The sequence below is a fragment of the Streptomyces sp. NPDC030798 genome (genome assembly GCF_055572275.1).
Genome location: NZ_JBVIDR010000001.1, coordinates 650,747 through 673,901 on the forward strand (window position 1 = coordinate 650,747; position 23,155 = coordinate 673,901).

Annotated in this window: 21 protein-coding genes and 1 tRNA gene; 10 read left to right on the plus strand and 12 right to left on the minus strand. The window is 72.3% G+C overall.

Features of this window, described 5'->3' with window-relative positions:
- Positions 1–21: 21 nt before the first annotated feature.
- Positions 22–1,740 carry a DNA polymerase/3'-5' exonuclease PolX gene (polX, locus tag ACZ404_RS03005; RefSeq protein WP_468435510.1) on the minus strand — a complete coding sequence of 573 codons (1,719 nt, stop codon included), beginning with the start codon at positions 1,738–1,740 and terminating at the stop codon, positions 22–24.
- Between the two features lie 67 nt (positions 1,741–1,807).
- Positions 1,808–1,895 (minus strand) — tRNA-Leu (locus ACZ404_RS03010).
- 199 nt (positions 1,896–2,094) lie between these two features.
- Between ACZ404_RS03010 and ACZ404_RS03015 the strand changes: the two genes are divergently transcribed.
- The 3 genes from ACZ404_RS03015 to ACZ404_RS03025 all read left to right on the plus strand — a co-directional run bounded on the left by ACZ404_RS03015 (position 2,095) and on the right by ACZ404_RS03025 (position 4,744).
- Complete coding sequence (locus tag ACZ404_RS03015) at positions 2,095–3,420, plus strand: M20/M25/M40 family metallo-hydrolase (protein WP_468435511.1); 1,326 nt, start codon at positions 2,095–2,097, stop codon at positions 3,418–3,420.
- A 175-nt stretch (positions 3,421–3,595) separates the two neighbouring features.
- A complete protein-coding gene (gene chpH / locus ACZ404_RS03020; RefSeq protein WP_464816416.1) occupies positions 3,596–3,829 on the plus strand; it encodes a chaplin ChpH in 234 nt (77 codons plus the stop codon).
- Positions 3,830–3,934: 105 nt separating this feature from the next.
- Positions 3,935–4,744 (plus strand): chaplin, encoded by an 810-nt coding sequence (locus ACZ404_RS03025; protein ID WP_468435512.1) that lies wholly within the window; start codon positions 3,935–3,937, stop codon positions 4,742–4,744.
- Positions 4,745–4,817: 73 nt separating this feature from the next.
- Here the strand turns inward: ACZ404_RS03025 and ACZ404_RS03030 are convergent, their stop codons facing one another.
- On the minus strand, positions 4,818–5,006 hold the full coding sequence (locus ACZ404_RS03030) for a DUF5703 family protein (RefSeq protein ID WP_014671721.1): 189 nt from the start codon (positions 5,004–5,006) through the stop codon (positions 4,818–4,820).
- Between the two features lie 47 nt (positions 5,007–5,053).
- Between ACZ404_RS03030 and ACZ404_RS03035 the strand changes: the two genes are divergently transcribed.
- Positions 5,054–5,764: a hypothetical protein gene (locus ACZ404_RS03035; protein ID WP_468435513.1), complete on the plus strand. Its 711-nt coding sequence runs from the start codon at positions 5,054–5,056 to the stop codon at positions 5,762–5,764.
- Between the two features lie 31 nt (positions 5,765–5,795).
- Here the strand turns inward: ACZ404_RS03035 and ACZ404_RS03040 are convergent, their stop codons facing one another.
- Together ACZ404_RS03040 and ACZ404_RS03045 are read right to left on the minus strand one after the other, a co-directional pair.
- A complete protein-coding gene (locus ACZ404_RS03040; RefSeq protein WP_468435514.1) occupies positions 5,796–8,099 on the minus strand; it encodes a helix-hairpin-helix domain-containing protein in 2,304 nt (767 codons plus the stop codon).
- The gene (locus tag ACZ404_RS03045; protein ID WP_468435515.1) at positions 8,096–9,079 is read right to left on the minus strand and encodes an aldo/keto reductase; all 984 of its coding nucleotides are present in this window, start codon (positions 9,077–9,079) and stop codon (positions 8,096–8,098) included. The genes ACZ404_RS03040 and ACZ404_RS03045 overlap by 4 nt, the downstream gene beginning before the upstream one ends.
- A 173-nt stretch (positions 9,080–9,252) precedes the next feature.
- Between ACZ404_RS03045 and ACZ404_RS03050 the strand changes: the two genes are divergently transcribed.
- Positions 9,253–10,308 carry an LLM class F420-dependent oxidoreductase gene (locus ACZ404_RS03050; RefSeq protein ID WP_468435516.1) on the plus strand — a complete coding sequence of 352 codons (1,056 nt, stop codon included), beginning with the start codon at positions 9,253–9,255 and terminating at the stop codon, positions 10,306–10,308.
- A gap of 210 nt (positions 10,309–10,518) precedes the next feature.
- The gene (locus ACZ404_RS03055; RefSeq protein WP_468435517.1) at positions 10,519–11,337 is read left to right on the plus strand and encodes a ferritin-like domain-containing protein; all 819 of its coding nucleotides are present in this window, start codon (positions 10,519–10,521) and stop codon (positions 11,335–11,337) included.
- Here ACZ404_RS03055 and corA read toward each other — a convergent pair.
- Positions 11,315–12,310 carry a magnesium/cobalt transporter CorA gene (gene corA / locus ACZ404_RS03060; protein ID WP_468435518.1) on the minus strand — a complete coding sequence of 332 codons (996 nt, stop codon included), beginning with the start codon at positions 12,308–12,310 and terminating at the stop codon, positions 11,315–11,317. The two genes, ACZ404_RS03055 and corA, sit on opposite strands and share 23 nt — an antisense overlap.
- A 62-nt stretch (positions 12,311–12,372) precedes the next feature.
- On the opposite strand from corA, the gene ACZ404_RS03065 reads away from it, so the two are divergent.
- The 4 genes from ACZ404_RS03065 to mshC all read left to right on the plus strand — a co-directional run bounded on the left by ACZ404_RS03065 (position 12,373) and on the right by mshC (position 15,867).
- Positions 12,373–13,059 (plus strand): histidine phosphatase family protein, encoded by a 687-nt coding sequence (locus ACZ404_RS03065; protein WP_468435519.1) that lies wholly within the window; start codon positions 12,373–12,375, stop codon positions 13,057–13,059.
- Between the two features lie 91 nt (positions 13,060–13,150).
- Positions 13,151–13,741, plus strand: a complete 591-nt coding sequence (locus ACZ404_RS03070) for a DUF3090 domain-containing protein (RefSeq protein ID WP_468435520.1) — start codon at positions 13,151–13,153, stop codon at positions 13,739–13,741.
- Positions 13,705–14,532, plus strand: a complete 828-nt coding sequence (locus ACZ404_RS03075; RefSeq protein WP_468435521.1) for an SCO1664 family protein — start codon at positions 13,705–13,707, stop codon at positions 14,530–14,532. Before ACZ404_RS03070 ends, ACZ404_RS03075 begins: the two co-directional genes overlap by 37 nt.
- Positions 14,533–14,637: 105 nt before the next feature.
- Positions 14,638–15,867 (plus strand): cysteine--1-D-myo-inosityl 2-amino-2-deoxy-alpha-D-glucopyranoside ligase, encoded by a 1,230-nt coding sequence (gene mshC / locus ACZ404_RS03080; protein ID WP_468435522.1) that lies wholly within the window; start codon positions 14,638–14,640, stop codon positions 15,865–15,867.
- 69 nt (positions 15,868–15,936) lie between these two features.
- On the opposite strand, the gene ACZ404_RS03085 is transcribed toward mshC, so the two are convergent.
- From ACZ404_RS03085 to ACZ404_RS03110, 6 genes are all read right to left on the minus strand, one after another.
- Entirely contained in the window at positions 15,937–16,848 is a 912-nt protein-coding gene (locus ACZ404_RS03085; protein ID WP_468435523.1) for a PAC2 family protein, read from the minus strand.
- A 166-nt stretch (positions 16,849–17,014) separates the two neighbouring features.
- Complete coding sequence (locus ACZ404_RS03090; protein WP_468435524.1) at positions 17,015–17,686, minus strand: FadR/GntR family transcriptional regulator; 672 nt, start codon at positions 17,684–17,686, stop codon at positions 17,015–17,017.
- 203 nt (positions 17,687–17,889) lie between these two features.
- Positions 17,890–19,506 (minus strand): glycerol-3-phosphate dehydrogenase/oxidase, encoded by a 1,617-nt coding sequence (locus tag ACZ404_RS03095; RefSeq protein WP_468435525.1) that lies wholly within the window; start codon positions 19,504–19,506, stop codon positions 17,890–17,892.
- Between the two features lie 53 nt (positions 19,507–19,559).
- Positions 19,560–21,098: a glycerol kinase GlpK gene (gene glpK / locus ACZ404_RS03100; RefSeq protein ID WP_468435526.1), complete on the minus strand. Its 1,539-nt coding sequence runs from the start codon at positions 21,096–21,098 to the stop codon at positions 19,560–19,562.
- Between the two features lie 62 nt (positions 21,099–21,160).
- Positions 21,161–21,955 (minus strand): MIP/aquaporin family protein, encoded by a 795-nt coding sequence (locus tag ACZ404_RS03105; protein ID WP_468435527.1) that lies wholly within the window; start codon positions 21,953–21,955, stop codon positions 21,161–21,163.
- A gap of 390 nt (positions 21,956–22,345) precedes the next feature.
- Positions 22,346–23,110, minus strand: coding sequence for an IclR family transcriptional regulator (locus tag ACZ404_RS03110; RefSeq protein WP_468435528.1), 765 nt, complete (start codon positions 23,108–23,110; stop codon positions 22,346–22,348).
- Between the last annotated feature and the right edge of the window lie 45 nt (positions 23,111–23,155).

Genomic DNA, 23,155 nt, shown 5'->3' on the forward strand with positions numbered 1-23,155 from the left:
CCCGGGGCCGGCCCGCCCGGCTCAGGCCTTGCGCAGCAGGCGGCGCAGCCGGTTCAGCGGCCAGGTGTTGATCACGTCCTCCCTGGTGAGCCAGCCCCGCTGGGCGGTGCCCACGCCGTAGCGCACCTGGGCGAGGTGGCGCACCGAGTGGGCGTCGGTGTTCACCGCGAACCGCACGCCGTACCGGCGGGCCCGCAGGATGTCCTCGTCGCACAGGTCCAGCCGGTCGGGCTGGGCATTGACCTCCAGCACGGTGCCGGTGCGCGCACACGCGGCGAACACCTCGTCCCAGTCCGCGTCGACACCCGGCCGCCTGCCGATCAACCGGGTCGTCGGATGCCCGAGGATGTGCACGTACGGGTTCTCGCAGGCCCGCACCAGACGCCGGGTCATCGCCGCGCGTCCCTGATCGAAGTGCGAGTGCAGCGACGCCACGCACAGATCGAAACCGGCCAGGAAGTCCTCCGGCCAGTCCACCTCGCCCTCCGGGCCGATGTTCAGCTCCGTGCCGTGCAGCAGCCGCATCCGGTGGTACGTGCCGTCCAGCTCCCGCAGCCGCTCGCGCTGCGCGAGGATCTTCTCGTCGGTCATCCGCTGCATGTACAGGTTGGGCGCGTGATCGGTGACCGCGTAGTACGCGTAGCCCCGTGCCGCCGCGGCCTCCACCATCTGCTCCAGCGGCGCGAGACCGTCGGTGAGATCCGTGTGGGTGTGCAGGTCACCCCGGATGTCCCGCTCCGTCACCAGCTCCGGCAGCTCCCCGCGCACCGCCGCCTCGATCTCCCCCCGGTCCTCCCGCAGCGTCGGCGCGATCCACGGCAGCCCCAGTCGCGCGTACACCTCCTCCTCGGTCCGCGACGCCAGCGACCGGCCGCTCTCGGTGTCGAACACCCCGTACTCGGAGAGCTTCAGCCCCTGGTGCACGGCGATGGTGCGGGTGCGAATGTTGTGCCCCTTGGACCCGGTGAAGTACTGCAGACCGGCACCCCACGACTCCGGGGGCAGCACCCGCAGATCCACCTGGAGACCCTTGGCGGTGCGCACCGACGTCTTCTTCGCGCCCCGCGCGACGACCTCGGCCGTGGCCGGCAGCTCGCACAGCGCCTCCATGAAGGGCGCCGACCGCTTCGCCGCCACCAGCACGTCGAGGTCCCCGACCGTCTCCCGCATCCGGCGCAGCGACCCGGCGTAGGCACAGCGCCCGCACCCGGTCACCGCGGACAGCTGCCCGACGATCTCCTCGGCCGTCTCCAGGGCCGACGACAGCGGCACCCGGGACCCGGCCCGCCGCAGCAGCTCGATGCCGTGCCGGATGTTCTCCTGCGTCCTCTCCCCGAACCCCTTGAGATCGGCCAGCGCGTCCGCCTCGATCGCCGCCGCCAGCTCGTCCACCGACGAGATGTGCAGGTCCTCGTAGAGCCGCAGCGCCTTCTTCGGGCCCAGCGTCGGGATCGTGATCAGTTCCCGCACCCCCGCGGGGATCTTCGCCCGGCGCTCCTCGACCAGGGCGATGCGTCCGGTGCGCAGGTACTCCAGCACCTTGTCGGCGATCGACCGACCCACGTTCGGGATCTCCCTGAGGCCCTCGGCGTCGAGCTGCGAGACGTCGGCCGGATACCCGCCGATGGCGCGGGCGGCCTTCTCGTAGGCGCGCGCCTTGAAGGCGTCGCCTCCCGTGATCGCGATGAGGTCCGCGTACTCCTGCAGGAGCGCCTCGACCTCGTCATTGGGCCGGGCCACAGCTCAAGTCTAGGAAGCCCCGCGCCCCGGGCGCACGAAGAAGGCCCCTGCCGGGCAGGGGCCTTGCTGGTGTCCGAGGGGGGACTTGAACCCCCACGCCCGATAAAGGGCACTAGCACCTCAAGCTAGCGCGTCTGCCATTCCGCCACCCGGACAAGGTGTCTGTCGTGCGGGGTTTCCCCCGCGGCGACGAAGGAAACATTACCAGGCTTTCCGGGGGTGGCTGATCACCCCCCGTCCCCGGGGCGCGGCCGGCGTGAACGGCGTGTGACGGGCTGGCACCGGTCTTGGGCCCCGGAGCGGCGCGGGGAGAGGATGAGGGAGACCACCAGCAGTGACAGCGGGAGGAAGCACGTGAGCGAGACGGACACGGCCAGGGGCGTCACCGGCGAGGACGAGGTCGTGGACCTCTGCCGCGAGCTGATCCGGTTCGACACCAGCAACTACGGCGACCACTCCGGCCCCGGCGAGCGCCGGGCCGCCGAGTACGTCGCCGAGAAGCTCGCCGAGGTCGGGCTGGAACCGCAGATCTTCGAGTCGCACCCGGGACGTGCCTCCACCGTGGCCCGTATCGAGGGCGAGGACCCCTCCCGGCCCGCGCTGCTCATCCACGGCCACCTGGACGTCGTCCCGGCCAACGCCGCCGACTGGACCCACGACCCCTTCTCCGGCGAGGTCGCCGACGGGTGCGTGTGGGGGCGCGGGGCCGTCGACATGAAGGACATGGACGCCATGACGCTCGCCGTCGTGCGCGACCGGCTGCGCTCCGGGCGGCGGCCCCCGCGCGACGTAGTCGTCGCCTTCCTCGCCGACGAGGAGGCGGGCGGCACCTACGGCGCCCGCTACCTGGTCGACCACCACCCCGAGCTGTTCGAGGGCGTCACCGAGGCGATCAGTGAGGTGGGCGGGTTCTCCTTCACCGTGGACGAGCAGCGGCGGCTCTACCTGATCCAGACGGCCGAGAAGGGCATGCACTGGATGAAGCTGACGGTGGCCGGCACCGCCGGGCACGGCTCGATGATCCACCGGGACAACGCGATCACCGAGCTGTCCGAGGCCGTCGCCCGGGTCGGCCGGCACACCTTCCCGGTGCGGGTCACCAAGACCACCCGGGCCTTCCTCGACGAACTGGGCGACGCGCTCGGCCTCGAGCTGGACCCGGAGGACATGGAGACCACCCTCGCCCGGCTCGGCGGCATCGCCAAGCTCATCGGCGCGACCCTGCGCAACACCGCCAACCCCACCCAGCTGAACGCCGGCTACAAGGTCAACGTCATCCCGGGCGAGGCCACCGCGCACATCGACGGACGGTTCCTGCCGGGGCACGAGGAGGAGTTCCTCACCGACCTCGACCGGCTGCTCGGCCCGCACGTGCGGCGCGAGGACGTGCACAGCGACAAGGCCGTCGAGACCACCTTCGACGGCGCGCTGGTCGAGGCCATGCAGGCGGCACTCCTCGCCGAGGACCCCACCGCCAAGGCGATCCCCTACATGCTCTCCGGCGGCACCGACGCCAAGTCCTTCGACGACCTCGGCATCCGGGGCTTCGGCTTCGCCCCGCTGAAGCTGCCGCCGGAGCTGGACTTCGCCGGCATGTTCCACGGCGTGGACGAGCGGGTGCCGGTGGACGGGCTGAAGTTCGGTGTGCGGGTGCTGGACCGGTTCCTCGACGCGTCGTGAGGTGGCGCGAGCCGGCGCGGGAACCGGCGCGGGAAAGGACCGCATAATCGGGCGCCCGTACGAGATCGACTGAGAAGGGTGAATGCGACCATAAGCTCGTAGCTCCATTACTCCCTCCTCGTTACAGGTAATGCGATCAGCGACACGAGATCGCTTTTGCCAACAAGGAGGAATAATGATCAAGAAGGTCGTCGCTGCTGCGGCTGCCACCGGTGGGCTGGTTCTCGCGGGCGCGGGCCTGGCCGTCGCCGACTCCGGTGCCCAGGGTGCCGCGGTGCACTCCCCGGGCGTCGTGTCCGGCAACGTCGTCCAGGTGCCCGTTCACGTGCCGGTGAACGTCTGCGGCAACACGGTCTCCGTGATCGGGCTGCTGAACCCCACCTTCGGCAACACCTGCATCAACAAGTGACGTCGGCTCCCTAGAGGCGTCTTTCACGCCGTCGGCCTCGGAGCGCCCGCCATGCGCTCCGGGGCCGACGGCTCTTTCCGGAAATCGAAGGCAGGGAAATTCAGCATGCGACAGAGCACCCGCAAGGGCCTGATGACCATGGCGGCCGCGACCGGTGTGATCGCCGCCGCGAGCGGCTACGCCCACGCCGACGCGGGCGCGACCGGTTCCGCCGCCCACTCGCCGGGCGTGCTGTCCGGCAACACGGTGCAGGCGCCGGTGCACGTGCCGGTGAACGTCTGCGGCAACACCGTGAACGTCGTCGGGATCCTGAACCCGGCGGTCGGCAACCAGTGCGCCAACGAGGGCGGCGGGAGCCACAGCGGCTCCGGCGGCTCGCACGCGAGCGGCCACACCAGCGGCTCGCCGGGCGTCGGCTCCGGCAACACGGTCCAGGCCCCGATCGACGTCCCGGTCAACGTGTGCGGCAACAGCGTCGACGTGATCGGCGTGGGCAACGCGGCCAAGGGCAACGACTGCACGAACGGCGGCGGCCACCACACCCAGCCGCCCGGCCAGCCCGGCCAGCCCGGCCAGCCCGGCCAGCCCGGTCAGCCCGGTCAGCCGGGGCATCCCGGCCACCCGGGGCACCCGGGGCACCCCGGCCACCCGGGACACCCCGGCCACCCGGGTCAGCCGGGGCACCCCGGTACGCCGCAGCACCCGGGCACGCCCGGCAAGCCCGGCACGCCCGGTGGCCACACCCCCCACGACTCGTCCCAGGTGAAGCAGCAGGGCGGCTCCTCCCAGTCGCTGAGCAGCGACCAGCTCGCCCACACCGGCAGTGACCTGCCGCTGGGCCTCGCCCTGCCGGCGAGCGCCGGAGCGCTGCTGGCCGGCGCGGTGCTGTACCGCAAGGCCCGGGCCTCGGCCTGACGCGGGCACACCGGCACAACGGAACGGGCCCTGCCGATGCCGGCGGGGCCCGCTCCGTCTCACATGTCCTGCTTCACCACGTGGCACGCACCTGGCGGATGATCCGCCGGCGCAACCGCACCCTGCGGCTGCCGTCGCGCAGCAGGCTCAGTCGGTCCAACTCCCAGTGTCCGTACTCGGCATGGTCCGTCAGCAGACGCGTGGCCTCCTTGCGGGACACCCCGCGAGGCACGTACACGTCGACAAATTCGTATTCCGGCATCGCATCTATTGTGCGGGCTGGTGCCCGGTACGGATAGCGTCTGCACTATGTCTGATGCTGCGCAGCCGACCGCTGCCGAGGTACGCGCCGCCGCCGAGGCGGTCAAGACCGCGCTCGACCGCCACCTGGCGGCCGTCGAACGCAGGACGGGGGAGGACGACCCGGCCGTCTACGAGGCGTTCAACGCGCTGGCCGCGGCCGCCGAGGCGTACGACGAGCTGCTCTACGACCGCTACGACGAGGTCACCCCCTTCGAGATCCCCGGTACGGACGACACCCTGCCGCCGTACGCGGGCCCCGAGGAACCGAACGCGGTCAGCGTGCTGATCCGCCGCGACTACGCCGTGGTGCAACCCCAGCGCCTGCTGGCACAGGCCCACCGGGTGGAGGCGGCGGAGTACGAGGACGACGGCGCGGGCGAGGAGGCCTCCGTCACCGTCCCCGGGGCGCTGGGCATCCTGTTCGGCGAGTTCGAACCGGACGAGATCGCCTCCCGGCACAAGGAGTTCGGCCTGGAGGAGGGCGACTCCACGCTCTGGGTCACCGCGGCCGACGAGCCGGCCGAGCCCGGTGAGTGGCTGGAGTCGCCCTTCGAGCAGGTGGACGCGCAGCGGGTGGTGTGCCGGTTCGACGTCAGCGCGGTGTTCGACGAGGACGTCTCCGACGACGAGGACGACGATCTCGACTTCGACGACGAGGCCGGCGAGACCGCAGACGGGCAGGAGGACGGGGACGGGGTGGAGGTCGTCGAGAGGTGACCCCCGCCCGCGGGGTGGGCGAGGGAAAGGATCACCCCGCCGCCGGCACCTGCGTGCGCAGCAGCGTCTGCAGGCGGGTCGTGCGCGGCTTGGCCGGGACCTTCGCCACCGCTTGCGGCAGCGCCTGCTCCACCCCGTGCACCACCGACAGATGGCGCTCCGCCCGGCCGAACGCCGTGTACACCCAGGGCCTGCTGAGCGTCTGCGCGGCGTCGCCCGGCAGAACCACCACCGCGGCGGGCCAGCGGGCGCCCACCGCCTGGTGCGCGGTCAAGGCCCAGCCGTGCCGCACCGTCTGCTCCACCCGCTCCCGGGGTACGACGACGGGGGCGCCCGCGCACTCCAGGTGCAGCCCGTCGGCGCCGGCGCCCGTGACCCGGCCCGGCACCGTACGGCCCGGGGCGGGGGAGTAGGCGATCCGGTCGCCCGCGTCGAAGCCGCCGAAGCGGCCGGGGCCCGGGTTGAGACGTTCCTTGAGGGCGGCGTTGAGGGCCCGGGTGCCGGCGGCGCCGCCGTGGCCCGGGGTGATCACCACGGTCTGCTCCGGCGGCACCCCGATCGCACGCGGCACCGAGTCCGCGACCAGCTGCACCGTCCGGTGCACCGCCTCACCCGCGTCGCGCACCGGCACGATCACGATCTCCTTGCCGGGCGCCTCGACCTGGTTCAGCTCACCGACACCGATCCCGGAGACCAGCTCGCCGAGCGGGCCGGTGTCCGGTGTACGCGACGCCACCTGCGGACACACCCGTGCGGCCGCCAGATCGGCGAACACCCGCCCGGCCCCGGCCGACCACAGCACCGCGGGATCCCCGCTCAGCACCAGCCGGGCACCGTCCGGCAACGACTCCACCACCATCGCGGCACTCTCCACGTCGAGCTGCGGCGCGTCCAGCACGACCAGCAGATCGAGATGCAGTGCACCTTCGGCATCCCGCCCGGGCCCTTCTGCTCCCGAGAGAAGCCCGGCCAGGGTGGCGACCGGGGGCTGGAAGGCGTCACGGCCGAGGGGGCTGTGGGTGGCGGCCCACGCGCGCAGGCCGAGTCCGCGGGCCGCCTCCAGCAACTGCGCCGCCTCGCCGCGGGACGCCTCGCCGCCGGTGTGCAGGACCAGGCCGTGTCCCGCGACCGTGCGGATCAACTCGGCGGCGGAGCCCCGGGCCGAGGCGGCAGCCGCCTCCCAGCCCTCGGCGAGGCCCTCCTCCTTCGGCACGGAGTCGACCAGCCGGGCCAGGCCGTCGGCCAGACTCTCCTCGGCGAGCGCGTACCGCTCCAGGCCGACCAGGACCCGGACCGGACGCTCCCCCTCGCCGTCCTCCTGCTGCTCCTGCTCCTCGGGTGCCGCTGCGCCCGGCTCGTCCAGGGCGTCCTGGAAGACCAGCGCCTCGCCCTCGGCGAGCGTGCTCTGCACGGCCGCGTCGGCGCCGGCCACGCCCTGCCGGCCCAGGGCCGCGGTGAGTGCGGGCAGCTCCAGGGCGGTGTGCCCGGCCAGCGCCGCCTGCTCCAGCAGCCACACGGTCACCGCGCGTCCGCGCCGCTCGTCGTCCGGGCCGGCCGCCGCGCCGAGCAGCGCCCGCGCGAACGTGTCGGCCTGGTCGGGCCGTACCCCGCCGACCCGCAGCAGCTGCCAGGGGTCCTCCCGGAGCGCCGTGCCGGCGCCTTCGCCGAGGGCTGCGGCCACCTGCGCGGCCAGGGCCTCGGGAGCGCCGCCCTCGGCCAGCACCCCGCGCACGGCCTCGACGCTCTCCTGGCCGGGGGCGGGGGGTGCGGCGGCGGCCGCCGTGGGCTGCGGCCGCCGCACCGGCTCGGGAGCCGGACGGCGCGGGGCCGGCGCGGGCTCGCGGAAAGCGGCGGCGACCGGCTTCTCGCCACTCTCCACGGCCCGGACCGCCGCGAGCAGATCGGCCGCCTTGCCGCTCAGTTTGGCCCCGCTCGGGACGGGCCCCTTCTTGGCGGCCTTCCGCTGCTCGATCCGCTCCCGCTCCAGCCGCTGGGCCGCCAACTCGGCCTCGGCCTCGGACAACTCGGCGCCGACCGCGCCGCCTTCGACCCCGTCGGCCGCCGCGTCGCCCCCGCCCTCACCGGTCACGGCCGGCCCGCGGTCGGCCGCTCCGGCGTCCCCGGCCGAGCTGCTGTCGCCCGCATCGGTCCCGGCGTCGCGAGAGCCCCCGGTGGACTCCACCGTTGCGCCGGCCCCGGCACCCTCGGCCTCGTGCTCGGCGCCGTCCGGAGTCCGTCGGCCCTCGGCGGCTCCCGGCGTCCGACCGGTTCCCGTCCGGGGGGTGTCGGGGGTTCCCGGTCCGGCCTGCTCCGTGGTCTCCGGGTCCGTGCTCACAGCGTGCTCCAGTCGTGATCGGGATAGCGGTGCACGGGCGCCGACACGTCGTCCAGCGCCCGGCAGATCTCGTCAGGAAGACTAAGGGCCTCCACTGACAACGCCCCCGTGAGCTGCTGCGCGTTGCGCGCGCCGACGATCGGGGCCGCCACGCCCGGCCGGTCCCGCACCCAGGCGAGGGCCACCTGGAGCGGGGTGACCGCCAGCCCGTCGGCGGCCGTCGTCACCGCGTCGACGATGCGGCTCGCCGTGTCGTCCAGGTACGGCTCCACGAACGGGGCCAGATGCTCGGAGGCGCCGCGCGAGTCCGGGGGAGTGGTGTGCCGGTACTTGCCGGTGAGCACGCCCCGGCCCAGCGGCGAGGAGGGCAGCAGCCCGACGCCCAGGTCGATCGCGGCGGGCAGCACCTCGCGCTCGACACCGCGCTGCAGCAGCGAGTACTCCATCTGCGCGCCGGCGATCCGGGTGCGCAGGCCCGGCGCCGCAAGCTGCCAGGTGGCCGCCTTGGCGAGCTGCCAGCCGCAGAAGTTGGAGACCCCGGCGTACCGGGCCCGCCCGCTGCTCACGGCCAGGTCCAGCGCCTGGAGGGTCTCCTCGAGCGGTGTCTCGTGGTCGTAGGCGTGGATGTGCCACACATCGACGTAGTCCGTGCCCAGCCGGGCCAGCGAGGCGTCCAGGGCGGCGAGCAGATGGCCGCGGGAGCCGTCGAAGCGGCGGTCGGGGTCCGGCACGCTGCCCGCCTTGGTGGAGATCACCAGGTCCCGGCGGGGCACCAGCCCGTCCATGAGCTGCCCGAGCAGATACTCGGCCTCGCCGTCGCCGTACACGTCCGCCGTGTCGACCAGCGTGCCCCCGGCCTCCCAGAACGCCTTCAGCATGTCCGCGGCGTCGTGCTCGTCGGTGTCCCGGCCCCAGGTGAGGGTGCCGAGTCCGATCCGGGACACGCGCAGGCCGGTACGGCCGAGATGCCTCTGCTCCATGAGCGCGAGATTACTGGCCAGAGCCGCTGCGGTGGGTTGCCTGTGGACAACTCCTACCACCGCGGACAGCGGCCGATCGGGCGTCCGATCCCCGGCATGCCCTGCCCCTGGACCCCGCCCCCGCGCTAAGGTCTGCGCCAAGGGACGTTACTCACGGGTAAGGGGAATCGGCCATGCAGCTCGGGATCAACCTCGGCTACTGGGGCGCCGGGATGGACGCGGACAATCTGGCCGTGGCGCAGGAGGCCGAGCGGCTGGGCTACTCGGTGTGCTGGGCCGCGGAGGCGTACGGCTCGGACGCGGCCACGGTGCTCAGCTGGGTCGCCGCGCAGACCGAGCGGATCGACGTCGGCTCGGCCATCTTCCAGATTCCGGCCCGGCAGCCGGCGATGACCGCGATGACCGCCGCCACGCTGGACTCGCTCTCCGGCGGCCGCTTCCGGCTGGGCCTCGGCGTCTCCGGCCCCCAGGTCTCCGAGGGCTGGTACGGCGTCCGCTTCGACAAGCCGCTCGCCCGCACCCGCGAGTACGTGGAGATCGTCCGCAGGGCGATGACCCGCGAGCGGCTGAGCTACGAGGGCGAGCACTGGACGCTGCCGCTGCCCGGCGGCCCCGGCAAGCCCATCAAGCTCACCGTGCACCCGCAGCGCGACCACATCCCGCTGTACATCGCCGCGATCGGCCCGAAGAACCTGGAGCAGACCGGCGAGATCGCCGACGGCGCGCTGCTGATCTTCCCCTCCGCCGAGCACCTGGAGGAGACGACGATCACCCACCTGCGCGCGGGCCGCGAGAAGGCGGGCAAGACCCTCGACGGGTTCGACGTCTGCCCGACCCTGCCGCTCGCGGTCGGCGACGACAAGGACGTGGCCCGGCTCGCCGACACCTTCCGCCCCTACACCGCGCTGTACGTGGGCGGCATGGGCAGCTTCAAGCAGAACTTCTACAACCGGCTGGCCCAGCGCATGGGGTACGAGAAGGAGGCCGCCGAGATCCAGGAGAAGTACCTCTCCGGCGACAAGCAGGGCGCCGCCGCCGCGATCCCGCAGGACCTCATCGACAAGACGACCCTGCTGGGCTCCGTGGACCGCATCGCCGACCGGATGAAGGCCTACGCGGCCGCCGGCGTCACCACCCTCAGCCTGGCCCCCGCCGGCTTCACCCTCGACGAGCGGCTCGCCTCGCTGAGGGCCGGCAGCGAGGCCCTGGAACGCGCCGGGCTGGCCTGAGGTCCCGTCGGGGGAAGGATTCAGCGGCCGTGGTGGGGGCTCGGGGGTCTTCCCCGCCACGGCCGTCACGAAGGACAACGCGCCGGGCGCCGCACGGTTACGACCCCGGCGCTCCTCCTTTCGGCCGAGCAGGCCCAGGCACGTGTTGCGCGCACCCTCTGCCCCGATTTGACTCGCTCTCCGGGGGATCCTGCAGAGAGGTGTCTTCCCATGCTGTCGGCCAAGCGTCTGTTCCAGGAGATCCTCGGCAACGACGACTCCTTCCGGCTCTTCTGTTCCATCGCCGCCAGCGGAGAGGCCCAGGGCGGCTGGGAGAACGGGCGGATCGCCGCGCTGGTCCCGGACGCCGAACGCGCCCTCGCCCCGAAGATCGCCCGCCACGGCGCCGACGAGCACAAGCACGGACGCATCTTCCACGCCCTGCTGAGCAAGCGCGGGCTCAGCCCGGTCCCGGTCCCGCCCGAGACGGACTACACGATGCTCCTGGAGCAGCGCGGCATCGGCCTCGCCCACGCCAAGCTCCGGCGCGACGAGCCGCTCACCGTGCGGGACATCATCGTCTACCTCGCGCACAGCCGCGTCACCGAACAGCGCGCCGCCGACCAGATGCGGATGCTGCGCACCTGCTTCGCGGACGACCCCGACATCGGCCGTGCCGTCCGTATGATCGCGCGCGACGAGGACCACCACCTCGCCTACACCCACGAGGAGCTCCTGCGCCTCGCCGCCGCCGGGCACGGCCCCTTCATCCGCGCCACCCTGCGCGCGTGCGCGCGCGCCGAGTCCCGCGTCCACCGGGACGTCGGCCTCGCCGTCATGGCCCGCATGGCCCGCATCCTCGGCTGGTCCCGGGCCCGGTCCGCGGCCCTCGCCGCCGGCATCCACGCCCTGTACGCCTACGAGCGGCTGGGCGGCCTGCGCCGCATGACCACCCTGCGGATGCCCGAGTGCCGCGACGCCCTCGGCGGACCCGCCGCACCCGCCCCCGAGTACGCCCGATCCCCGCTCACAGCCAGCCCCGACGCTTGAACAGCCGGTACAGCAGCACCTCCAGGACGGCCATCACCACGATCACCACCGGGTACGACCACAGCCAGTGCAGCTCGGGCATGTGATCGAAGTTCATCCCGTAGATCCCCGCGATCATCGTCGGGACCGCCGCCATCGCCGCCCAGGACGAGATCTTGCGCATGTCGTCGTTCTGCCGCACGCTCATCTGCGCCAGATGCGCGGACAGGATGTCCGACACCAGCCGGTCCAGGCCCTCCACGGACTCGTTCACGCGCATGAGATGGTCGTTGACGTCCCGGAAGAACGGCCGCGCCTTGTCGTCCACGTACGCCACCCCGCCGCCGAACCCGCCCGTGCCGGCCAGCCGGGTCAGCGGCAGCGCGAGCGGCCCGGTGGCCCGGCGGAACTCCAGGATCTGCCGCTTGAAGGTGTAGATCCGCGACGCCGTGTGCCGCGAGCCCCCGCCGTCCGGCGAGAACACCTCCGCCTCCAGCTCCTCCAGGTCCGTCTGCAGCTCCGTCGCCACCTCCAGATAGTGGTCGACGGTGGCGTCGGCGATCCCGTACAGCACCGACGTGGGCCCCTTGCCCAGCATCTCCGGCTCCTCCTCCAGCCGGCGCCGCACCGCGGCCAGCGGCGCGCCCTCGCCGTGCCGGACGGTGACCGCGAAGGCGTCACCGACGAAGACCATCACCTCGCCCGCCGACACGGTGTCGCTCTCCGGCTCGTACACCACCGGCTTGAGCACCATGAACAGCGAGTCGTCGTACACCTCCAGCTTCGGCCGCTGATGCGCCTTCAGGGCGTCCTCCACGGCCAGCGGGTGCAGCCCGAACTCCTCGGTGACCAGCGCGAACTCCCGCTCGGACGGCTCGTGCAGCCCGATCCACACGAACCCGCCCGCCGCCCGCGCCTCCTGCAGCGCGTCGGACAGGTCCTCCGGGCCCTCGGTACGGCGCCCATGCCGGTAGATGGCACAGTCCACGATCACGGAGCACATTCTCCCTTCGTCCGCACACCGGTGTCCGCCGCCGTGCGCTTACGCTGGTCCGCATGCCCACGCTGATCCTCGTCAGGCACGGACGGTCGACCGCCAACACCTCAGGGGTGCTCGCCGGCTGGACGCCCGGCGTCGCACTCGACGAGCGCGGCACCGCCCAGGCCGCCGCGCTGCCCGGCCGGCTCGACGGGCTGCCGCTCTCCGAGGTCGTCGCCAGCCCCCTGCAGCGCTGCCAGGAGACCGTGCGGCCGCTGCTCCAGGCCCGGCCCGGACTGCGCTGCCACACCGACGAGCGGATCGGGGAGTGCCACTACGGCGACTGGTCCGGCCGCAAGCTCGCGGAACTGAAGGACGAGCCGCTGATGGAGGTCGTGCAGGCGCATCCGTCGGCCGCCGCCTTCCCGGGCGGCGAGTCCATGCGGGCCATGCAGACCCGCGCCGCCGAGGCCGTACGCGAGTGGAACGCGCGCGTGGAGCGCGATCACGGCGCCGACGCCGTCTACCTCATGTGCTCGCACGGCGACATCATCAAGGCGCTCGTCGCGGACGCCCTCGGGCTTCATCTCGACCTCTTCCAGCGGATCTCCGTGGAACCGTGTTCCATCACCGCCATCCGTTACACCCGCCTCAGGCCGTTTCTCGTCCGTCTCGGCGACACCGGGGACTTCGCCTCCCTGGCCCCGCGCGAGGAACCGCCCGGCGACGACGCACCGGTCGGAGGTGGTGCGGGCGCACCGTGATCGTCGGCCGCAGTAGGGTGAAGCGATCCGCACCGTCGCCCGCACACGTGCCCCGCACTGCAGCAACTCACGAGACCCATGGAGACAGGACGTGTCCCGTCAGGTGTTCCTCTACGATCCGCCGGACCGCTTCGTGGCCGGCACGGTCGGACTGCCCGGACGCCGTACGTTCTTCCTCCAGGCCACCGCAGGATCCCGGGTGACCAGCGTGGCACTGGAGAAGACCCAGGTCGCCGCGCTCGCCGAGCGCATGGACGAACTGCTGGACGAGGTCGTACGACGCAGCGGCGGCAGCGCGGCCGTCCCCGCCGTCGCGCCCTCGGAGATCGCCGACACCGCCCCGCTGGAGACCCCCGTCGAGGAGGAGTTCCGGGTCGGCACCATGGCCCTGGCCTGGGACGGCGAGGAACAGCGCATGATCGTGGAGGCCCAGGCCCTGGTGGAGCTGGAGGCCGACACCGAGGAGGACCTCGCCGAGGCCGAGGAACGGCTGCTCCAGGACGAGGAGAACGGGCCCCCGATGCTGCGGGTCCGGCTGACCGGCGCGCAGGCCAGGGCCTTCGCCAAGCGCGCCCTCGACGTCGTCAACGCCGGGCGGCCGCCGTGCCCGCTGTGCAGCCTCCCGCTCGATCCGGAAGGACACGTATGTCCGCGCCAGAACGGATACCGCCGCGGAGCGTGACCGCCGCAGGCACCGGCGCCGCCGAGCTGCTCGCGCGCGGTGAGCTCACCGTGCGCGGCCGGATCCGCGAGGCGTCGAACGCGGCGCTGTTCTGCACGGTCGCCCACGACGGCCGGGAAGCCTCCTGCGTGTACAAGCCCGTGGCCGGCGAGCGCCCGCTGTGGGACTTCCCCGACGGCACCCTGGCCGGCCGCGAGGTGGCCGCCTACGAGGTCTCCGAGGCCACCGGTTGGGGCCTCGTCCCGCCGACCGTGCTGCGCGACGGGCCGTACGGCGAGGGCATGTGCCAGCTGTGGGTCGACGTCACCGCCGAGGCGGAACTGCTCGCCCTGGTGGACGCCGAGGAGCCCGAGCCGGGCTGGAAGGCCATCGGCCTGGCCGAGGTCGGCGAGGGCCGCACCGCGCTGCTCGTGCACGCCGACGACGAGCGGCTGCGCCGCCTCGCCGTCCTCGACGCCGTGATCAACAACGCCGACCGCAAGGGCGGCCACCTGCTGCCCACCGCCGACGGCCGCCTCTACGGCATCGACCACGGCGTCACCTTCAACGTCGAGGACAAGCTGCGCACCCTGCTGTGGGGCTGGGCCGGGGAACCCCTCACCGAGGACGCCGTCGGCGTCCTCGAGCGGCTGCGGGACGCCCTCGGCGCCGGTCTGGGCGCCCGGCTGGCCGGACTGATCACGCCGGCCGAGATCGACGCCACGCGCGCGCGGGTCGACGCCCTCCTCGCCTCCGGCCGCCACCCGGAGCCGAGCGGCCAGTGGCCCGCGATCCCCTGGCCCCCCGTGTGACCGGCGGGTGAGCACACCGGCCGGGAAAGTACAAGAGTGCCCAACCGGCCATCCGGCCCGATCCCGTTCGTCTACGCAGCTCGCGGCCGGGTTAGGCTCATGTACATGCATGCCTGGCCCGCTTCCGAGGTCCCCGCCCTGCCTGGTCAGGGCCGCGACCTGAGGATCCACGACACCGCGACCGGCGGCCTCGTCACCCTCGACCCCGGTCCCGTCGCCCGTATCTACGTCTGCGGCATCACCCCGTACGACGCGACCCACATGGGTCACGCGGCGACCTACAACGCGTTCGACCTCGTGCAGCGCGTGTGGCTCGACACCAAGCGGCAGGTGCACTACGTCCAGAACGTCACCGACGTCGACGATCCGCTGCTGGAGCGCGCGGACCGGGACGGCGTCGACTGGGTCGCCCTCGCCGAGAAGGAGACGGCCCTCTTCCGCGAGGACATGACCGCCCTGCGGATGCTCCCGCCGCGGCACTACATAGGCGCCGTCGAGGCGATACCCGGCATCGTCCCGCTCGTGGAGCGGCTGCGCGACCTCGGCGCGGCCTACGAGCTGGAGGGCGACATCTACTTCTCCGTCGAGGCCGACCCGCACTTCGGCGAGGTCTCGAACCTCGACGCGGCCGCCATGCGGCTGCTGTCCGCCGAGCGCGGCGGCGACCCGGACCGCCCGGGCAAGAAGAACCCGCTGGACCCGATGCTGTGGCTGGCCGCCCGTGACGGCGAGCCGAGCTGGGACGGCGGCTCCCTCGGCCGGGGACGCCCCGGCTGGCACATCGAGTGCGTGGCCATCGCCCTGGACCACCTCGGCATGGGCTTCGACGTCCAGGGCGGCGGCTCCGACCTCGCCTTCCCGCACCACGAGATGGGCGCCTCGCACGCCCAGGTGCTCACCGGCGAGTTCCCCATGGCCAAGGCGTACGTGCACGCCGGCATGGTCGCCCTGCACGGCGAGAAGATGTCCAAGTCCAAGGGCAACCTCGTCTTCGTCTCCCGGCTGCGCCGCGACGGCGTCGACCCGGCCGCCATCCGCCTCGCCCTGCTCGCCCACCACTACCGCTCCGACTGGGAGTGGACCGACCAGGTCCTGCAGGACGCCCTGGACCGCCTCGGCCGCTGGCGCGCGGCCGTCTCCCGCCCCGACGGCCCGCCCGCCGACGCACTGGTGGAGGAGATCCGCGAGGCCCTCTCCAACGACCTCGACGCCCCGGCGGCCCTGGCCGCGGTCGACCGCTGGGCGGCCCGTCAGGAGCGGGAGGGCGGCACGGACACCGGAGCGCCCGGCCTCGTCACACGGTCGGTGGACGCGCTGCTGGGGGTGGCCCTCTAGGCGCGGCGAAGGGGCGGCTCCCCGCCACGGGGAGCCGCCCCTTCGCCGTACCTTCGTACCTCCGGGCCCTCAGTCCTCGGAACCGTCCTGGTCGTCCTCCTTGGGCCCACCGCCGGAGGCACGCGGCTTACCGCCCGGAGGGACATCCCGCCGCCGCAGATACCGCTCGAACTCCCGGGCGATCGCCTCGCCGGACGCCTCCGGCAACTCCGCGGTGTCCCGGGCCTCCTCCAGCGTCTGGACGTACTCGGCGACCTCGCTGTCCTCGGCCGCGAGCTGGTCCACGCCCACCTGCCAGGCCCGCGCGTCCTCGGGCAGCTCGCCCTGCGGGATGCGCAGGTCCAGGAGGTCCTCCAGGCGGTTGAGGAGGGCCAGCGTGGCCTTGGGGTTGGGCGGCTGGGAGACGTAGTGCGGGACGGCCGCCCACAGCGACACCGCCGGGACGCCCGCGTGCGCGCACGCCTCCTGCAGGACGCCGACGATGCCCGTCGGGCCCTCGTACTTGGTCTCCTCCAGGTCCATCCGCCGGGCCAGGTCCGCATCGGACGTGACCCCGCTGACCGGGACCGGACGGGTGTGCGGGGTGTCACCGAGCAGGGCGCCCAGGATCACCACCAGCTCCACGCCCAGCTCGTGCGCGAAGCCGAGCAGCTCGTTGCAGAACGACCGCCAGCGCATGGACGGTTCGATGCCGCGCACCAGCACCAGGTCGCGCGGCTTCTCACCGGTGACCCGGACCACCGACAGCCGCGTCGTCGGCCACGTGATCTTGCGCACTCCGGCGTCCATGAACACCGTGGGGCGGTTCACCTGGAAGTCGTAGTAGTCCTCGGCGTCCAGCGCCGCGAACACCTCACCTTTCCACTCGCGTTCCAGATGCGCGACCGCGGTGGAGGCGGCGTCGCCGGCATCGTTCCAGCCCTCGAACGCGGCCACCATGACTGGGTCGATCAGCTCGGGAACCCCCTCCAGCTCGATCACCCAGTGCCTCCTTCCGACGTGCCCTCGCCTGACGTCCCAACCTTACGGCGTCCGCCGGGGGCGCCCGCAGCCCCCCGGCCCGGGGGGATGCACGGATCACTGCCCCGATCGCCGCCGGGGAACACCCCTCTTGGGCACCGGAGCGCGGCCCGCCCGCAGAGGGAGGTCACAGGGTGCTGCGCAGCCACTGCTCCACGCTCCCGATGTGCACCGTCGCCCAGGAGCGGGCGGCCTCGGTGTCCCGGTCGCGCAGCGCGGCGAGGATCGCCCGGTGTTCGCGCAGGGTGCGCGCGACCGCGTCCTCCTGGGTGAGGCCCCGCCAGATCCGGGCCCGTGTCGTCGGCCCCGACAGACCTTCCAGCAGCGAGCACAGCACCGAGTTCCCGGCGCTTCGTACGATGCCCCGGTGGAACTCCAGGTCGGAGGCGACCAGTTCCTCCACCGACGGCTCGTCGCCGAGCGCGTCCAACTGGGCCGACAGCGCGTCCAGTTGCTGCTCGCTGATGCGCAGCGCCGCCATCGCCGTCGCGGCCGGCTCGAGGATGCGGCGCACGGCCAGGAACTCCAGCACGGTGTCGTCGCGGTGGAAGTCCACCACGAAGCTCATGGCCTCCAGCAGGAGTTGCGGGTCCAGACTGGTGACGTAGGTGCCGTCGCCCTGGCGCACGTCCAGGATCCGTATCAGCGACAGCGCCCGCACCGCCTCCCGCAGCGAGTTGCGGGACAGGCCAAGCCGGGCGGCCAGCTCGCTCTCCTTGGGCAGCCGGTCGCCGGGGCGCAGCGCACCGGAGACGATCATGTCCTTGATCTTCTCGATCGCCTCGTCGGTGACGGCCATGACCGGGCCTCCTCTTGTTCAGACATCGGACGTGTCCGCCTCACAGTATGCGGCTCGCCACCGACAGGCCCCCACGCGCGCGGAAGGGGCGGCTCCATCGGCGTGGAGCCGCCCCTCCCGCTGATCCGGACCCGGTGCGGCGGGGTCCGGAGCGTCGGCGGGCGCCGGTCCTGGTCAGGGGGAGGACCGGCCCCCACCGGGGCCTACTTCTTGTCGAGCAGGTCCTGGACCTTGGCACGGACCTCGTCCGTGGCCAGGCCCCGGATGGTCAGCGTGGTCCGGCGGCGCAGCACGTCGTCCGGCGTCTCGGCCCACTCGTGGTCCCGGGCCCACACGACCTGCGCCCAGATCTCCGGGGCGTCCGGGTGGACGCGCTCGGCCAGTTCCGGGTTGTCGTTCGCCAGGCGGGCGATGTCGAACGCCAGCGAGCCGTAGTGGGTGGCCAGGTGCTTGGCGGTGTCGGCCGCCATGCGCGGGCCGGGCGCCGGGCGGTCGGTGAGCAGCCGGTGGGCGACCGCGCGCGGGTTGGCGATGCCCGGCAGCGGCAGCTTCTTCGGCAGCGAGGAGATCGGCTCGAAGTCGTCACCGAGCGGGTGGCCCGGCAGCGACTCCAGCTTCTGCATCACCGTGCGGCCGATGTGCCGGAAGGTGGTCCACTTGCCGCCCGCGACGGACAGCATGCCGCCCTTGCCCTCGGTGACGACGGTCTCGCGCTTGGCCTTGGCGGTGTCGCCGGGGCCGCCCGGCAGCACCCGCAGACCGGCGAACGCGTACGTCATCAGCTCGCGCTCGAGCTGCTGGTCCCGGACGGAGAACGCGGCCTCGTCCAGGATCTGGGTTATGTCGTTCTCGGTGACGGAGACGTCCGCCGGGTCGCCCTCGTACTCCTCGTCGGTGGTGCCGAGCAGCAGCATGTCCTCCCAGGGGAGGGCGAAGGTGATGCGGTACTTGTCGATCGGGGTCGCGAGGGCGGCCTTCCACGGAGAGGTCCGCTTCAGCACCAGGTGCGCGCCCTTGGACAGGCGGATGGAGGGGGCCGCGTTCGGGTCCTCCATGCGGCGCAGGTGGTCGACCCAGGGCCCGGTCGCGTTCAGCACCAGGCGGGCACCGACCCCGAACTCCTCGCCGGACAACCGGTCCCGCAGTTCGGCGCCGGTGACCCGGCCCTTGGTGAAGCGCAGCCCGGTGACCTCGGCGTGGTTCAGGACGACCGCACCCGCCTCGACGGCCGCGCGGACCGTCATCAGCGCCATGCGGGCGTCGTTCATCTGGTCGTCGCCGTACACGGCCACGGCCTTGAGGTTCTCGGTGCGCAGCTCGGGCACGTCCTGCGCCGCCTTGGCGGGGGAGAGCAGGTGGCCCACGCCGTCACCGAACGCGGAGAGCGCGGAGTAGGCGAAGACGCCCGCGCCGAGCTTCGCCGCGCCGTGCGGCCCGCCCTTGTACACGGGGAGGTAGAAGGTGAGCGGGTTCGCCAGGTGGGGGGCCACCTGGCGGGAGACCGCACGGCGCTCGAAGTGGTTCTCCGCCACCAGCTTCACCGCGCCGGTCTGCAGGTAGCGCAGACCGCCGTGGAGCAGCTTGGAGGAGGCGGAGGACGTGGCACCGGCGAAGTCGCCGGCGTCGACCAGCGCCACCCTGAGCCCGGACTGCGCGGCGTGCCAGGCGGTGGAGATGCCCAGGATGCCGCCGCCGATCACAAGAAGGTCGTACGACGCCTTGGCGAGCTGCTCCCGGGTCTCGGCCCGGCTCGGGAGCGAGCCGGAGGCCGGGTGCGTGCCCAGGGCAGGCAGGGTCTGCAGGGTGGACTGACTGGTCATGTCGGGTACTTACTCCTCGTCAGAGCTGTCTGAGCCGGCTGTCAGGTGGCCGCTCAGCTCTCGTCCTCGAGCCAGCCCATGGTCCGCTCGACGGCCTTGAGCCAGTTCTTGTACTCACGGTCGCGGGTGGCCGCGTCCATGCGGGGGGTCCACTCGGCGGCCCGGCGCCAGTTGGCGCGCAGTTCGTCGGTGCTGGACCAGAAGCCGACGGCGAGGCCGGCGGCGTAGGCGGCGCCGAGGCAGGTGGTCTCCGCGACCATCGGGCGCACCACGGGCGCGTCCAGGACGTCGGAGAGCGTCTGCATCAGCAGGTTGTTGGCGGTCATGCCACCGTCGACCTTCAGGGTCACCAGCTCGTCGCCGGAGTCCTTGACCATGGCGTCCGCGATCTCCCGCGTCTGCCAGGCGGTGGCCTCCAGGACGGCGCGGGCGAGGTGCGCCTTGGTCACGTACCGGGTCAGGCCGGCGATCACACCGCGGGCGTCGGAGCGCCAGTGCGGGGCGAACAGGCCGGAGAAGGCCGGTACGAAGTAGGCGCCGCCGTTGTCCTCGACCGAGAGCGCGAGCGTCTCGATCTCGGCGGCCGTGGAGATCAGGCCCATCTGGTCGCGCATCCACTGCACCAGGGAGCCCGTGACGGCGATGGAGCCCTCCAGGGCGTACACCGTCGGCTGGTCGCCGATCTTGTAACCGACCGTGGTCAGCAGACCGGCGTAGGAGTTGATGATCTTGTCACCGGTGTTCATCACCATGAAGGTGCCGGTGCCGTACGTGGACTTGGTCTCGCCCTCGGAGAAGCAGGTCTGGCCGAACAGGGCCGCCTGCTGGTCGCCGAGCGCCGAGGCTACGGGGATGCCGCCCAGCAGGTCGCCGAGCTTGCCGCCGGTGACCTCGCCGTAGACCTCGGCGGAGGAGCGGATCTCGGGCAGGATCTGCATCGGCACGCCGATGGACTCGCAGATCTTGTCGTCCCACTGCATCGTGTGCAGGTTCATCAGCAGGGTGCGCGAGGCGTTGGTGACGTCGGTGTAGTGCTTGCCGCCGTTGACACCGCCGGTCAGGTTCCAGATGACCCAGGTGTCCATGGTGCCGAAGAGGATGTCGCCCGCCTCGGCGCGCTCCTGGAGGCCCTCGACGTTGTCGAGCAGCCAGCGGGCCTTCGGCCCGGCGAAGTACGAGGCCAGCGGGAGGCCGGTCTCGCGGCGGAAGCGGTCCTGGCCGACGTTGCGTCCGAGCTCCCTGCACAGGGCGTCGGTGCGGGTGTCCTGCCAGACGATCGCGTTGTAAACGGGCTCACCGGTGTTCTTGTCCCACAGCACGGTGGTCTCGCGCTGGTTGGTGATGCCGATGGCCTTGATGTCGTCGCGGGTGATGCCGGCCTTCTCGATGGCCCCGGCGACGACCTCCTGGACGTTGGTCCAGATCTCGGTGGCGTTGTGCTCGACCCAGCCCGGCTTCGGGAAGATCTGCTCGTGCTCCTTCTGGTCGACGGAGACGATCCGGCCGTCCCGGTCGAAGACGATGCAGCGCGAGGAGGTCGTGCCCTGGTCGATTGCCGCGATGAACGGGCCTGCGGTGTGGGCGTCGGTCACTGTGTGCTCCTGAAATCCTTGGGTGTGGGGCTGTACGTACGGCGCGTGCGCGAAGCGCGTGCTCAGGCGAAAGCGACGTTGTAGATGCCTGCGGCGATGGCGCCGCCGATCAGCGGACCGACCACCGGGACCCAGGCGTAGCTCCAGTCGGAGCCGCCCTTGTTGGGCAGGGGCAGCAGGGCGTGCACGATGCGCGGTCCCAGGTCACGCGCGGGGTTGATCGCGTAGCCCGTGGGGCCGCCGAGCGAGAGACCGATGGAGACGACCACCAGCGCGGTGATCAGGGCGCCCAGGGTGCCCAGACCGTTGCCCTTGTCGTTCAGGCCCTGCGTGAGGACCGCCAGCACCAGGACCACGGTGCCGATGATCTCCGTGAGCAGGTTCTGCACCGCGTTCCGGATCTCCGGGCCGGTGGAGAAGACGCCCAGGACCGGGCCGGCGCCCTTCTCCTGGGCCTCGACGGCCTTGGCCGCCGTGGCCTGCGCACCCGGGCCACCGACGATCTCCTTGTCGGTGAGGTGCGCGTGGAACTGGCCGTAGTAGGCCACCCACACCAGGGCCGCGCCGATCATGGCGCCGAACAGCTGGCCGCCCCAGTAGACCGGCAGGTTGCTGAAGTCCTTGTCCTTGATCGCGAGCGCGAGCGTCACGGCAGGGTTCAGGTGGGCGCCGGAGAGCGGCGCCGAGGTGTAAACAGCCGTGAGTACGGCGAAACCCCACCCGAAGGTGATGGCGAGCCAACCGGCGTTACGGGCCTTGGAGGCCTTCAGCGTCACGGCGGCGCACACGCCACCGCCGAGCAGGATGAGTATGGCGGTACCGATGGTCTCGCCGATGAAGATGTCGGAGCTGGACACCCGCGACTCCTTTGTCCTTCGTCCAGGGAAGCCGAACCCCGGGTCCCTCCGGGGGTTGGCGCCCTCGGGGGTGAGAGCGATGCCGGCCCTTGGCGTTGTCACACTCTAGCGCGTATTGCCGGTAGGTGTTCGACAATGCCGACCGATGGACGGGAGTCTTGCTTCGGCGTCACGCATGCGTCAAGGGTTCTGTTGTCGAAAACAGGATCGTTATTGATCGCTGCCGGTTGCCGCCCTTTCCTCACCCTTTCCGGCTCTTCCAGCCTTCCTGGCCCTTCCTGCGGTGACATACGCTTTCGCCCGGTATGTCCATTTCAGGGTATGGCGAGAACCGGAACGCCGCTCGCGTCCCGGTCGTCTCCGCAGGAATCGCCGCTGGTCGGCGGCAGGTCAGAAGCGCTGCGCGCCGAGGTCCCGCGACACCGCGCGGGCGCAGTCCCGCACCGCCGCGATCAGCTCGGGCTGCAACTCGCCGCCACGGCACAGCCGTTCCACCGCGCCCGTGACGCCCACCGCGCCCACCGGCATGCGGCGCCGGTCGTGGATCGGCGCGGCCACCGAGGCCACGCCCTCCCAGGTCTCCTCCACGTCCGCCGCGTAGCCCCGCGCGCGCGTGAGGTCCAGGAGATGCTCGAAGTCCTCCAGATCGCACACCGTGCGGTCCGTGAACGGCTTGCGGTCGGCCTCCAGCGCCTCGCTGTGCGCCACCGGGTCGTAGGCCGACAGCACCTTGCCCAGCGCCGTGGAGTGCAGCGGCTGCATGGCCCCGATCTCCAGCACCTGCCGGCTGTCGTCGGGTCGGAAGACGTGGTGCACGATCAGCACGCCCTGCTGGTGCAGCACGCCCAGGTACACGCTCTCCCCGCTGGAGCGGGCCAGGTCGTCCGTCCACACCAGCGCCCGCGCCCGCAACTCGTGCACGTCGAGATAGGTGGTGCCCAGGCGCAGCAGTTCCGCGCCCAGCTGGTAGCGGCCGGAGGCGTCGTCCTGTTCGACGAAACCCTCCTGCTGGAGGGTGCGCAGGATGCCATGGGCGGTGCCCTTGGCGAGGCTCAGCGACGAGGCGATGTCCGACAGGCCGAGCCGCCGCTCGCCGCCCGCGAGCAGCCGCAGCATCGCGGCCGCCCGTTCGAGCGACTGGATGTTCCGTGCCATCGCCGTTCTGCCTCCGTCCTCTTCGACCGTTGCCGAACGATGCAT